Below are 14,466 nucleotides of genomic sequence, written 5' to 3' on the forward strand. Positions count from 1 at the left end.
CAAATAAAACGAAAAGTGGCGAAAAATAACCAATAATCCATCAAAGATTGTGCACAAATGTTCGTCTACTTGCACAAAATGTTGTAAGCACTATAATGGTTGCGTAAACATTTTTGAGCAGCGTAGCTCAAATAAGCGAGTTGCGCGCTAGGAACCCACACTCAAGGAAGAGGTGTTGAGATGGGTGTTTCAACACATACTGCTCGCCAGGGCATACAACAACGTCATCGCGCTGACTGGCGCGGATGGAAATTCATGTGGCCATTCGCACTGGTATTCGTCTTCGTATTCATTGTTCCAATTGTCTACGCCATTTATATTAGCTTCTTCCAAAAACGCATGATTGGTGGCACTGTTTTTGCAGGTTTAGCTAATTATCAACGTCTCTTTGCTGACCCTAATTTCTGGGGATCAGTTGGCAGGGTAGCGCTCTTCACTATCGTACAGGTTCCTATTATGCTGGCGCTGTCTGCACTGATGGCATTAGCACTTGACTCCATGAAACTGCATGGCACCAAGTTCTTCCGCATTGTCACTTTCTTGCCATACGCCGTTCCAGCAGTAGTTTCTACGTTGATTTGGGGCTTCATGTATGGCGCCCGCTATGGTTTAGTAGCTTCTATTAACAGCACCTTTGGTCTTAATCTTGATGTGATGGCACCTAATGTATTGCTTGCATCTATCGGCAATATTGTGACTTGGGAATTTGTCGGCTACAACATGCTGATTTTCTACAGCGCATTATCCACTATTCCACATTCTCTTTATGAAGCTGCTGCTATTGATGGTGCAACAGAATGGCAGATTGTGCGTCGTATTAAGATGCCAGAATTGCGAGGCAGTCTCGCGGTAACCGTGATCTTCTCTATTATCGGCTCTTTCCAGCTGTTCAACGAACCAAGCGTTATGAAGTCCATGGTTCCAGGCAATGCTATTTCTACGTACTACACTCCAAATCTCTACGCCTACAACTTGAGCTTCGTAGGTAACCAGGCGAACTATGCGGCTGCGCTCGCTATTGTTATGGCAGTAATCACTATGGCTATTGCGTATGCAGTGCAGCTGCGCAGTATGCGTGAACAAATGAAGTAATTCGAGTTGGTATCACTACATACATATCGCTATATACACAACGTAATTAAGGCTTGAAAGGATATGAAGCATCGACTTCATCGGGGGTGAGTGTGATGAGTGCATCACAAACAATGTCAATTCGAGAACAAGAAAAGCAAGCACGTCGTCGAGAAAAGGAACGCGAACGTCGTCTACATAAGGACGAGGCGGCAGAACGTAAGCGCGCAGCAAAAAGTGGGTTCCAAAATCCTCAAAACCCACGCCGTAGCACGCTGCTTACTGTAGTATGCGGTATTTTTGCCCTATACTGCTTGTTCCCATTCTTCTACTTGCTGATTAACGCCACGAAAACGCAGTCTGATTTTGTATCGACCTTCGGTCTGGTAGGCGGACATAGCTTTGCATTATGGGACAATATTGTTCAGGTGTTTACCTACCAAGATGGTATTTTTGGACGCTGGTTTATCAATACTATTTTGTATGTAGTTGTTGGTGCTGGCGGCGCTACCTTGCTGGCTATTATGGGCGGTTATGCTCTGGCTAAGTTCCGCTTCCCCGGACGTAAAATTGTATTTGCTGTTATTATCGGCGCTATTTCCGTTCCGGGTATTGTATTGGCAGTGCCACAGTTCCTGCTGTTCGCTAAGTTGGGTCTTACCAATACACCTTGGGCTATGATTATTCCAAGTCTAATCAGCCCATTTGGTTTGTATTTAATGTGGATTTTCTCCGATCAGGCTGTGCCAAACGAATTACTGGAAGCAGCTCGTATTGATGGCGCAGGGGAGTGGCGTACCTTTACTACAGTATCTTTGCCATTGCTAGCTCCTGGTATTGTGACGTGCTCACTCTTTACCATTGTTGCTACTTGGAATAACTACATTTTGCCATTGATTATGATCAAAGATACCAATTGGTATCCTTTGACTATTGGTTTGAATAACTGGAAAGATCAGGCGAGCACTTCTGGTGGTACGGCTATTCAAAATCTGGTAATTACCGGTTCTCTGATCACTATTATTCCTTTGGTTATTGCGTTCCTGCTTTTGCAGCGTTACTGGCAGTCTGGCCTGGCAGCAGGTGCTGTTAAGGAATAGTCAATTCGTTGAATGGAGATATTATGGCACGCTCATATCGTTGGCCTCAACCGCTTAAGGATCAGCCACAACGCTTCTGGTTTGGCGGTGATTACAACCCGGATCAGTGGCCAGAGGAAGTTTGGGATGAAGATATTCGCTTAATGCAGCAAGCAAAAGTAAATGTTGTATCATTAGGAATTTTCTCTTGGTCGAATATTCAACCATCTGAGTTCCGCTGGAATTTTGGCTGGCTAGACCGTATTATTGACAAGCTTGGTCGTGCTGGAATTGCCGTAGATTTGGCTAATGCTACCGCGTCCCCTCCGCTATGGCTGACTAATAAGCATCCTGAGATTTTGTGGCGTGATGAACGCGGGGATATTGTGTGGCCAGGTGCTCGTCAGCATTGGCGTCCAACATCGCCGATTATGCGTCACTATGCGCTGGAATTGTCTCGTGCAATGGCCGAGCATTATAAGGACAATCCTTATGTTGTGGCATGGCATGTTTCTAATGAGTATGGATGCCATAATCTTTATGATTATTCGGATGATGCGCAGGAAGCATTCCGCGCATGGTGTAAGCGCAAGTACGGCACGATTGAGCATGTGAATGATGCTTGGGGTACTAATTTCTGGTCGCAGCGTATGACTGATTTTGATCAGATTATTCTCCCGCGCTTTATTGGTGAGGGCAATTTCACTAATCCTGGTAAGTTGCTTGATTTTAAGCGCTTTTCTTCTGATGCATTAAAGGATTTCTATATTGCCGAACGCGATGCATTAGCACAGATTACGCCAGATATTCCACTGACTACAAACTTTATGGTTTCTGCTTTTGGCGTGGATATTGATTATGACGATTGGTCAAGTGAAGTAGATTTCCTGTCTAACGATCACTACTTCACTCCAGGGGACGCCATGCTTGATGAGATGGCATATTCTGCATCACTGTGCGATGGTTTTGCACGTAAGCATCCTTGGTGGTTGATGGAGAATTCCACTGCCGCAGTAAACTGGCGACCAATTAACTATCGTAAGCAGCCTGGTCAGCTTGAACGTGATGCTATGGTTCACGTGGCGATGGGTGCTGATGCGGTATGCTACTTCCAGTGGAGACAGTCAAAGGCTGGTGCGGAGAAGTATCACTCTGCGATGGTAAGTCATGCTGGTGAGCATTCACAGAACTTTAAGGATGTATGCAAGCTCGGCTCTGATTTGCAGACGCTAGCAGATGCAGGTGTACTTGGCACCACATTGCAACGAGCTCGTGTGGCAGTGCTTTTTGATCGTCAATCGCAATTTGCAAGTGAACATACAGCAACTCCTACGCAGCAAGTGCGCCATGCATATGAACCAGTGCAATGGTTCCGTGCACTGCTCGACTTAGGGGTTACTGCTGATATGGTTCCTCCTACACTTGAGTGGGAAGAGTATGAGGCAGTAGTTGTGCCAAGTATGATGATGATTGATCAGGCAATGGCAGACCGCTTGCGTGCATATGCTGAGGCTGGCGGTAAGGTATTGGTCACATATGCTTCAGGCATTGTTGATGAGCATGACCATGTGTGGCTGGGCGGATATCCTGGCGCAATCCGTGATTTGGTAGGCGTGCGTATTGAAGAATTTGCCCCTATGGGCAATGATTTTGATGGCACCCCTGAGTCTTTACAGCTGTCTAATGGGGCAGTAGCTCATGATTGGGCTGATGTAATCACCTCAGTTGAACCTGATACGCAAGTATTAGCAACCTATGTTGATAAGCCTTGGACAGGTATGGATGGTGTACCTGCGCTCACTGTTCATGAATTTGGTCAGGGTAAGGCAGCATATATTGGTTGTCGTCTTGGACGTGAAGGACTAGTGCGCTCGCTACCGGCAGTGTGTGAAGCTCTTGGCTTTGAACTTCCAGAATTAGCCGACACGGGTTCTGATGGACAGTTGGCAATAGCAACAGACGGTGGCACACAGCGCTCCTCCAATGTTGCTGATAACAGATTGTTGATAACCAAGCGTGTAGCAAAAGATGGTAAGAGCTTTACTTTTGTGTTTAACCGCGTGTTTGAACCAGTATCTGTTGCTACTGACGGTCATGTTGTTATTAGTAATAATTGTGAGATTCAAGGAAGTAACCTTGAGCTTGCACCGAATGGTTTTGCTGTTATTGCTCAATAACAATTTGATAACAGTTTAATACGGCATAAGGTGGGCTCTTCTGGTTGCGTTGCTCTTAATGCTTTGCAGTATCTAGGAGAGCCAATGCATGCACATAATTGAATAGGTATAACTTAAACGTCGTATTTACAAGGGTTTGAACCATTGAGTAAATACGAAAATACGCAAGCAAGGATACTGCATGGTTGATATGAAACCGTGGATGCGAGCAACATTCATTGTTTGCGTAAACACGCTGATATGATGCGCTTTTGTTGCATGATAAAGATGTGTATAATACAAAATGTTTACGTTACCATTAAGGTATATGGCTTAATGGAACGCCAAGCATTCGATGAATGCTTATGGAAGGAGAACGAACGATGAAGTTCAATACAGTGAAGAAGACCATCGCAATGGTCGGTGCTGTAGCTATGTTGGGCTCACTCGCTGCATGCGGTGGCTCAGATGCTAAGAGCAGCTCATCTAGCAACTCAGATGAAAAAGTAAACCTGACCGTATGGGCATGGGATTCTACAGTGCCACGTACTGTCGAAGGCTTTGAAAAGGCCAATCCAAATATCAAGGTCAAGATTGATAACGTTGGTACGAACACCAAGGAATATCAGGCACTTGATAATGCATTGCAGGCAGGTAGCGGCGCTCCAGATGTTGCTCAGGTAGAGTACTACGCATTGCCACAGTATGCTATTGGCGAGCATTTGCAAGACCTCACCCAGTATGGAGCAGATAAGTTCTCTGACTTCTTCACTACTGGTACTTGGAACTCAGTCAACGTCCAAGGCGGCGTTTTTGGTCTGCCAATCGATTCAGGCCCAATGGCGTTCTACTACAATAAGGAAGTCTTCGACAAGGCTGGTGTAGACGCTACCCAGATTAAGACTTGGGATGACTTCTACGAGGCAGCAAAGAAGATTAAGGCTGTTGGCAGCTACATTACTTCTGACTCTGGCGATGCTGGTTTCTATGATTCTATGGTATGGGCTTCTGGCGGTCACCCATTCTCCATCGGTAGCGATGGTCAGTCAGTCAAGATTGATTTGACAGGTGATGAAGGCGCTAAGAAGTGGAATGAATACTGGCAGAAGATGATTGACGAAGGTCTGATCGACACCAAGACTGTTGGTTGGACTGATGACTGGAACCGCGGTCTGAATGATGGTTCTATTGCCGCTCTGCTCACTGGTGCATGGATGCCATACAACCTGCTCTCCGGCGCTCCAGATGCAACGGGTAAGTGGCGCATTACCCAGATGCCAAGCTGGGATGCTTCCAAGCCAATGAACGCAGAAAGTGGTGGCTCTTCACTCGCAGTTATTAAGACGGATGATGCTGCAAAGGCAGAAGCTGCATACAAGTTTGTTGAATATGTAGCTCACAACAAGGACGGTATTAAGGTTCGTGTTGATGGCGGCGCATTCCCAGCCGATAAGGAAACTTTGGCTGATAAGGACTTCCTTGCTATGACCGCTCTGAAGGATAAGGACGGCAAGGACGTTGAATACTTCGGTGGACAGAAGTACAACGAAGAGCTTGCAAAGGCTGCTGAGAACGTGCTTCCTGGCTACAACTTCCTGCCATACGAAGTATATGCTCGCGGTAAGTATGGTGACTTCGTGACCGCATTTGCTGGCAAGGGCACCATTGCTGACGGCGTGGCAGCATGGCAAAAGGATTTGGTTGACTACGGCACTCAGCAGGGCTTCAAGGTTAACTAATCTCTATTCATAATCTCTCTCTTCTCGTTGGGTATAGGTCTAGAGTTCGCAAGGGCTCTAGACCTTTTTCGTATGTAATTTGAACGATTCTCAAATAAATAGTCGATGACGTACTATGAGCTCTAAATAATCATGTAACGGATTCAAGTACTTGCACTGATAAATACAGGATTAATTAACCTAATAGTTTGTTCGGTAATCAGTTTTTCAGAATATGAAGTGCTTTAGACCTAGCGAATATGATTCAAATAACATATTGATACGTATAATTCTCTATCTATAAAAAGAGAACACTATGAAAACCTCCCTTAGTGCAAAGAGTGGGGCTGGTGAAGAGAGAAGGAGATCATTGATGCGAAACACTCAAACTGATGATGTTAAGGATAGCTCTTCTTCATTAGCAAGTCATCATGCGGCTCCTTTAGGTGTCTCTTTGAAGCGCGCATTAAGTATGCTATATGCAACTGGTCGTTTCTCGTTATTAGCTCTGATAGTGATGACTTTGATACGAGGTTTGCTACCTGCTGTGCAAGTATCATCGATTAGTGAGCTAGTATCTGCTGTTGCTCACGATGCTACTCGGACAGAATCTGGTTCGGATTCGCATTTCTATCCGAATGGTTTATGGGCTCTAGCACTATTTGCAGGTGCATTAATCGGCGCTTATGTGTTAGAAAATGTAATAAAATATGTTAGCGATCAGCTAACACTGCGCTTATCTTATGACACAGATGTTGACCTAGTTCATAAATTACGTACGTTTGAAGTACAAGATTTCGAGTCGTCAACAACATATGATGCAATACAACGCGTTGATTCATCTACTGGATCACATATTTTTGGTTTGTTTGATTCTGCACGTTCTGCAATTCAGGGTGTTATTGCTATTCTTGGTGTCGTAACAGTTATTGCCTCATGGAATATCTGGATTGCTCTGATGCTACTTGTTGCTCCGATTCCGGCTGCTATTGCAACATTTCAGATGCAAACTAAAGCATACGATATTGAGTACGCGCGTGCTCCTAAGTTAAGGCTTGCTGCGTATTTCCGAGCGTTATTGACATCTGATGCTGCGCGTAAAGAAATAAAAATATTTAGTTTAGAGAAACTGTTTGAGCAAGGGTATATCAAATTGCGCAAAATTTTTCTGCAGCAGGATCGTGCTTTAACTGTTTGGAATCTCAAGGCATCAGGCGGGCTAGGTTTGATTTCAGTATTTGCCAATGTTGGCGCGGTTATTGTCGCAACTTTTATTGCGTTACAAGGAAATGGCGTAGGTGAACTTGCAGGTTTTATTTCTGCTACGTCGCAGATGAATGGGCTAGTGCTGTCGGCATTTTTAGGTGTAACGGGCATCTATCAACATTTACTCTATGTGTCGAATTGGGTTGCAGTTATGGAAATGAATCCTAGCAATATCACTGAGGGCACGTGCACTATGTATGATTCAGAAACGACAGAAAAGAGTGATGCAGAAGATAGTATAAAAAATCGTAATGCGATATCTGTTGAGTTTCGGAATGTGAGTTTTACATACCCAGGTACTGATAGACAAGTGCTCGACAATGTGTCGTTTACTATTGAGAAAGGTACTACAACAGCGCTTGTTGGACTTAATGGTTCTGGGAAAACAACCGTTTGTAAACTCATATTACGTTTTTATGAACCGACAAAGGGTGAAATATTACTTAATACAATACCCATTCAAAAACTCAGTAGAAAAGAGATATATGAACACTGTTCTGCACTTTTTCAGGACTTTGTTAAGTTTGAGAGATCTTTAGGTGATAACATCACTTTTGGACGTGGTCATGTTTTTGATGATGCTGATAACAGTGATACTAGTAATAGCTTGGAAGATGTCCGTGCTAGCCTTAAAGCAGTGGGTCTGTTTTCACTTGAACAGCAATTACCACAAGGTTTTCATACGTTATTAGGAAGGCGATTTGAAGGTGGACGACAGCTGTCCATTGGACAATGGCAACGTCTTGCGACTGCGCGTGCTTTATATAAGAATCCAAGCTTACTAGTGCTAGATGAGCCGACTGCATCGGTTGATGCAGTATCTGAGCAGGCAATGTTCGAAGCGATTGCTGATATTGATCGTCCTATGACTGTGCTTCTCGTTGCTCATCGCTTTACGACGATAAGCCATGCACAACATATTATTGTGCTTGATCAAGGTAGAGTTGTAGGTGATGGTGACCACCATACTTTGCTGGACAGCTGCAAGTTCTATGCTGATATGTATGCTGCCCAGCAAGGCTATTATTAGTGGACAGAGTGCAACCTTTAGGCTACGTGGAATGCGAATCCGGCCCAGCTTTATGTATCGATTACTTTTCTATATACATAGATGAATTGATTGTTAAAACAAGAGACATATGCAGAGAGTGCATATATAAAATCTGTATGTCTGACTACTCTGATTTGACATAGCTTCATTAAGTCTCTAGAATGAATTCTACGTTGTTGCTACAGATTGTAGTGGGTAGCGTATCCTACTCTGGTTTAGCGATTATAGATTTTTCCTCAGCAGGTGTGTATATTCAGTTTATATTGGGTATCTTGTAAGTATAATAATTTTGCCTTATTACCACGCATCGAGTAAAAGGCATAGATTTACACAATGTTGTGTATGGAGTTACATAATGAATAGATCAGTAAATGATATTATAAAAACGACTCTGATCACGGTTACTGCAATTAGCCTTTCTATTATTGGTCTAGCTGTTACTGGTCTATCAGCAGCATATATCGCAGGTATGTTTGGGATTTCGACCGCTGCAGCTTCTCAAATTGTGAATGCTATTTCCGTTGGTGGTGCAGCACTAGGTATAGCTATGGCTGTAACATCAGGAGGTCTTGCGGGAGTGGCAGTTGCAACTGCGAAATGGGCAATAAAAAAGTGGGGAACAAGTGTTGCAGTAGCATAAGAATGCATTATGAGAGGTCATATGGAAATAAGTACCATCCGAGATGAAATTAATCTAGCGATTATTATTTCATCTCTAGTGCTTGCTCTATCTGTTGGAGTTTCATATTGCACTCTAATCGGTCACATGAGGGGTGGTGGAGGAATGCTTGCTGCCCCTTTGGACAGTACTATAAACCCGTTGTTTTTATCTATTCTACTACGGAATTCAGTAGTAGCATTGGGTTTGTTTTCTGGAGTGCTAACATTTGGACTTAGTTCTTTATTAAACATTGCATTTATTGGATTTACAGTAGGATCTACTACAGCTGCCGCGATAATGGAGGTGGGAGCAAAGTCGGTTATTATTTCTGTTGCGGGTTATGCGATAATCGAGATAATTGGGTATATACTTGCTGCCGCATCTGGTCTAGTTCCTGTACTCTCAATCCTTAATTATCAGCATGGAATTGCTGGTACTACAAAATTTGCTATTTATATTCGAAGGATAAGATGTTCATTTATTCTTTTGATGATATCGCTGGTATTTATTTTTAGTGGAGCGATATTAGAGACGCTGATAATTGTTTCGAGGTCATAATATGAGAAGTATTCTCAACCGAAAAGACACTGTACTTCAACACGCTGTATCTGAACGTAATACAGTTGATCGACGTATTGTTATGGTGGGAGTGATATCTTTTGTCGCAGTTATGGTTTCAAGGTTGTCTATGCAAGCTTCACAACAAATTGAAGAAAATATCCAGCAATATGGGCTGAGTGCATCTATATCAGATCCTACTCTCATGCAGCTTGCTGTACGAATTGGCATAACGTTAGCAATAATTATTTCTACTGCATTTCAAATCCTATACCTGTATCTTTGTGTAGATGTTGACGAGAAGATATTGAATTCTCTTATTTTGCCAATCGGCAAGGTGAGTAGTAGAGAAAAATACACTGGATTAGGCATGGCAACACTGTCAGGTTTATTAGTTACTGTACCTGTACAGGTAGCTGCACTTGTGCTTAATCAGACTTCACCTAAAAATTCGATATGGTTTTACGCATGGATAGTAACCGTGGTCATCACCATGACTATGTTTTCGTGGAATCGTATTAGTGCTGGAAAAAATAACACCAAATCTCGAATCTCAGTAATGGCAATATTATTTTGCATCGTTGCTATTTCGATTTTATTGTAATGATTGGGGAATGATGACCAAGATATATATGCAATTGAGGAAGAGAATTGCATTAGTAATGATGTTTTGCATAATCTTATTGGGAGTTATTTCGCTAAATAAGCGAAATATAACTATTTTAGTATTCTCTTGTGCACTAATACTTGTTACATTGTGTTTATTAGCGATTGTGGTTATCTCAAACAAGCTTATACTAAATATTGATATGGTTGCGTTTTTCTTGAACGGTGTTACGACCGCTATTTGTTGGTCGGTAGGAAAAATGAGTGTTATTGCTGTCCTCCCTATCGTTCTTGCATCGATTCTTATGGCAACTGTAGCCTTAGTGATACAAACCGAGAAAAAGAGTAAAATCACTAAGGACCGCATGTGAATTGGAATACTCTGACATGGAAAGTAGCCCGTAAAATAAATGATTCAGTGGTCTTAGATAATCTTGGCTGGAATATATCTATCCCATTATTTCGTGGTTGTCGCATTGCTGCATTGATATGTATTCTTTGTAGTTCGTCGCTAATATCGACATTATTATTTAGCTATATAACAATCGAGTTGGGAGAACATCGTGCGCTAATCAGTACTGTATTGTTTTCACTGTACATGCCCATTGCATACTCTATAAAAGAATTATTCTCAATTAGAACAGTCTACTTAACGATGCATCCGCTACGCAATTTTTATAAAACATTAGGCATACCGAGAGTTCAAGTGGTATGTGCGGAAAGCATGGACAAAATTGTGCTATCGCTGATGGTGACTGGTGGATGGTGTTACAGTGCTGCGATACAAGAAATCTTTTTAGAGTCGGATGTCGTCGCGGCTGTCATTCTGTTCATATTCCCCTTTTTGATTTGCTTATTGGAATTACTGGTTACACTCAGTGTTGCGACGAGAGAAAAGATAAGAGGGAATAAAAAATATTCGCTGCTTTACTTTGTATTAATAGCACTTTGTATAATCGGTATTGTTGAACTCGGAAGTTCATATCGGGGCATGAAGTCTTGGTATATATATTCACTTAATGTTTTCCTTATCCTCACCGTTACTGTTTTGTCAATGTGTCTGGTATTGGTATTGTCTGTATCCCGTCTCCTTTCAGAAATAGATTTTTCACTTAACAATGAAGTGTGGAATAGTAACGATGCTATATTGCGACATTCTCAGAACCTGATATTACATTGGACAAGAATTATCAGTAAAGATCTTTTTGATCCATGGCGAATAGGATATTTTTCCCATCTAATATGCGTAGCATGGTTATTGTTGTTCGCTCTTCTCGGTGCGAAAACTTTCTTACCAATCAACATGATAATGGTAAGTTCATCCATGATAATTGATCAATTATCTGCAGTGATTGTGTTTGGTATTACTATTACGTCCTCGGAAGTAATAATAAACAGGGTTGGATCGTATGCTCTCTTGTATCAGAATAGATTTGTTTGGGAAATGGGAGAGCATGCCGTATTAGTTTCGCTAGTGCCTATATTGATTGCAGCCGTAATTTGCTTGCCAATAGTAATACCGATTGCAGTAATCTCATCTATTTTAGGCGGTCATTGGCTTATCGTAATGAGTGTTGAATGCTGCGTCCTATCCAGCTCATGGATAGCCTCTGCAATACTTTCGGATGGAACGAAATTTCCTGATGGGTCAATAACTAGTTCAATGTCTACAGGTATTGTGTCCGTAATTATTTCTAGTGCGTCAATAGCATTACTACTGTATTGTTCTCAATTAAGTATGCCTATTTTGGAAGTAGTAATTTCATTGATATTATTTGGAGGTGCGATATGGGCAGGGGTGAATCGAGTCCTTTACCTTCCTTTGAAGTGAATAATCTAACATTGGCATATTCATCAGAGTATACCGTTCTGAAAGATCTGAACCTTTCGATTAACGGGAGTGGAATAGTACATATCACTGCCCCAAATGGATACGGCAAATCGACACTTATTGAAGCAGCTTCTGGGTATCTACATCCAATCTATGGGAAAATTCTTATCAACGGAGTCGATGCAAGTTCGCCGGAAACGAGAAAATACAGGAGGATTTGTCGAGCTACGCCGGCATTACATCCGAATCTAAGTTTGGTTGACCATCTTGTATTGTCATCACAATTAACTGGAGTGAGTAAAGATGAAGCAATACAGCGCGCCATTCGTTTTGGGTTAAATATATGGTTTGGGAAACGAACTGATGCACTATCTACCGGAACGAGGAAGAAACTGTGGTACATAATGTGTACTACTGGTAAATTCAATGTAGCATTTCTTGATGAGCCATTCAATGGAGTCGATAAAGAATCGGTAGAGTTGATGTCAGAAGAAATATGTCGATGGTCTTCACGGTCATTAATATTCATCTCAAGTCATGTTATTCCACAGTCATTGCATATAGATATGACACTTGATTTAACAAAATATTAGTTATTAAGTAGGATGTGCCCCTACGCTAGAGATCATTGGACACATCCTACAGCTTTATTATGGTTAGCAGGCGATTACACAAGGTGGAATGCGAATCCAGCCCAGCTTTCTTCAGGCAAAGTGACAGTAAACTGTGCAGGATGCTCTGCGCTTGCAGTAATATCGAGTGTGCGCAGCTTCACACGATCAGGATGCTCAATAGTATTCGTAGCATATGGATCATCATCGTGTAGCAGTACTTGCTCATCAGCAATAATCTCAGTGAATTGCGTATTGGAGAGCAAATCCTGTAAATCAAGGTGAAGCTCTGTAGCCTGCTGCATATCGCGGTTGACCATCAGCACGCAGCCAGAGTGTGTTTGCTGGTCGAAGGTAACTACTGCGCGTACAGCATCGACATCGCCATAGCTTTCAGTATGTACTTGACTACTATGGATCGTTGGAGCAAAGGCGTCGCCTACAGCATGGTGTGCAGCAAAAGCAAATGGGTAGAATACGGTCTGTTTCCATGCAGGACCGCCATTTTGGGTCATAATTGGCGCAATAACATTTACTAGTTGTGCTCGTGAAGCTGAGCGAACGCGATCGCAATGGGCGAGTAATTCAATCATTAACGCACCCTCTACCACAGCATCACGTACCGTATACGTATCTTCTAAAAGATGTGGCGCTGTAGGCCATGGCTCGTTATGTAGCACGCGATTTTGTGCTTTCCACTCTGCTTCTTGGCGGTTCCAATCATCTTGATACCACACGCCCCACTCGTCAAAGGAGAGGGCAATATCATGATCGCCTTGATGTGCAGCTTTTGCATCGTCAGCTTGAGCTGCAACCGTTGCAATGAAATGCTTCATGTTTTCGCCGCTTGCCAAAAAGTCTTGTGGTGACTTGGCTCCTCGCTCAAAGTAATATGCGTGGCAAGAGACGAAGTCGAGATAATCATAGGCGCGTGTAAGCACGGTGCGTTCCCATGTGCCGAAGGTAGGCATGCTGGCACTACTTGAACCACAAGCCACTAACTCAAGACCGGGTTCTGCCAATTTCATCGCATGCGCAGTACGCTCCACGGCCACAGCATATTCCTCAGCACTCATATGCCCGACTTGCCAAGGTCCATCCATTTCATTGCCAATACACCACATGCGAATATCCATAGGCTCACGAATACCGTTAGCTACACGCCAGTCGGCAAGTGCTGTGCCTGGAGCGCCATTGGCATACTCAATTTCATCCAAAGCACTTTGCAAACCTTGTGTGCCCATATTTACGGCCATCATAATCTCTGTACCAGCTGCTTTACTCCAGTGGTAGAAATCATCAAGTCCTACTTGGTTTGGCTCAGTAGTATGCCATGCTAAATCTCTGCGGACTGGGCGTTGGCTTTTAGGTCCTACGCCATCTTGCCAACGATAGTTGGAGACAAAATTGCCGCCCGGATAGCGTACGCAGGTGACACCAAGTTCTTTTACTAAATCAAGCACATCGCCGCGGAAACCATGCTCGTCGGCGGTTTCATGCTCTGGCTCGTAAATACCGCCATAGACGCTACGCCCTAAATGCTCGATAAATGAGCCGAATATTCTACGCGGGACATCGGCTATACGTTGTGCTCCATGTAATGAAATGGTGCCTCGTTTGACTTCGTTGTCGTTCACTGCAATTGCCTCCAGATAATGTATGGTTACGTGCGATTATCGCTCTACTGCTTAGTGTAGTATACGAATAATGTTAGCGCTATCATTGTAAGAAAAAATATAAGTTCTTTTGAGCGCAATACGCGAAAAGGTTGCGAGCATGCTAGTTGCCCGCAACCTTTATCTTAACCCAAACAGTGCTATTGCGTAGATATACCTACTACAATGACTGCATCATGATT

General features: G+C 43.0%; 11 protein-coding genes. 10 read left to right on the plus strand and 1 reads right to left on the minus strand.

Annotation, left to right across the window (positions count from 1 at the left end; translation table 11 throughout):
- The first annotated feature begins 180 nt into the window (after positions 1-180).
- From IEU85_RS00425 to IEU85_RS00470, 10 genes are all read left to right on the plus strand, one after another.
- A complete protein-coding gene (locus tag IEU85_RS00425; protein ID WP_188354292.1) occupies positions 181-1,092 on the plus strand; it encodes a carbohydrate ABC transporter permease in 912 nt (303 codons plus the stop codon).
- A gap of 95 nt (positions 1,093-1,187) precedes the next feature.
- Complete coding sequence (locus IEU85_RS00430) at positions 1,188-2,171, plus strand: carbohydrate ABC transporter permease (RefSeq protein WP_188354293.1); 984 nt, start codon at positions 1,188-1,190, stop codon at positions 2,169-2,171.
- Between the two features lie 20 nt (positions 2,172-2,191).
- Entirely contained in the window at positions 2,192-4,327 is a 2,136-nt protein-coding gene (locus tag IEU85_RS00435) for a beta-galactosidase (protein WP_188354948.1), read from the plus strand.
- Positions 4,328-4,689: 362 nt separating this feature from the next.
- Positions 4,690-6,045, plus strand: coding sequence for an ABC transporter substrate-binding protein (locus IEU85_RS00440; protein ID WP_188354949.1), 1,356 nt, complete (start codon positions 4,690-4,692; stop codon positions 6,043-6,045).
- A gap of 352 nt (positions 6,046-6,397) precedes the next feature.
- A complete protein-coding gene (locus tag IEU85_RS00445; protein ID WP_188354294.1) occupies positions 6,398-8,320 on the plus strand; it encodes an ABC transporter ATP-binding protein in 1,923 nt (640 codons plus the stop codon).
- 376 nt (positions 8,321-8,696) lie between these two features.
- On the plus strand, positions 8,697-8,981 hold the full coding sequence (locus IEU85_RS00450) for an uberolysin/carnocyclin family circular bacteriocin (RefSeq protein ID WP_188355020.1): 285 nt from the start codon (positions 8,697-8,699) through the stop codon (positions 8,979-8,981).
- Positions 8,982-9,002: 21 nt separating this feature from the next.
- Positions 9,003-9,560 (plus strand): stage II sporulation protein M, encoded by a 558-nt coding sequence (locus tag IEU85_RS00455; RefSeq protein ID WP_188354295.1) that lies wholly within the window; start codon positions 9,003-9,005, stop codon positions 9,558-9,560.
- A 1-nt stretch (position 9,561) separates the two neighbouring features.
- The gene (locus tag IEU85_RS00460) at positions 9,562-10,164 is read left to right on the plus strand and encodes a hypothetical protein (protein ID WP_188354296.1); all 603 of its coding nucleotides are present in this window, start codon (positions 9,562-9,564) and stop codon (positions 10,162-10,164) included.
- Between the two features lie 369 nt (positions 10,165-10,533).
- On the plus strand, positions 10,534-11,997 hold the full coding sequence (locus IEU85_RS00465) for a hypothetical protein (RefSeq protein WP_188354297.1): 1,464 nt from the start codon (positions 10,534-10,536) through the stop codon (positions 11,995-11,997).
- The gene (locus IEU85_RS00470; RefSeq protein ID WP_188354298.1) at positions 11,955-12,590 is read left to right on the plus strand and encodes an ABC transporter ATP-binding protein; all 636 of its coding nucleotides are present in this window, start codon (positions 11,955-11,957) and stop codon (positions 12,588-12,590) included. Before IEU85_RS00465 ends, IEU85_RS00470 begins: the two co-directional genes overlap by 43 nt.
- 74 nt (positions 12,591-12,664) lie before the next feature.
- Here the strand turns inward: IEU85_RS00470 and IEU85_RS00475 are convergent, their stop codons facing one another.
- Positions 12,665-14,245 carry an alpha-N-arabinofuranosidase gene (locus IEU85_RS00475; RefSeq protein WP_229714656.1) on the minus strand — a complete coding sequence of 527 codons (1,581 nt, stop codon included), beginning with the start codon at positions 14,243-14,245 and terminating at the stop codon, positions 12,665-12,667.
- Positions 14,246-14,466 lie beyond the last annotated feature (221 nt).

The organism is Galliscardovia ingluviei, from assembly GCF_014635685.1.
Taxonomy (GTDB): domain Bacteria; phylum Actinomycetota; class Actinomycetes; order Actinomycetales; family Bifidobacteriaceae; genus Galliscardovia; species Galliscardovia ingluviei.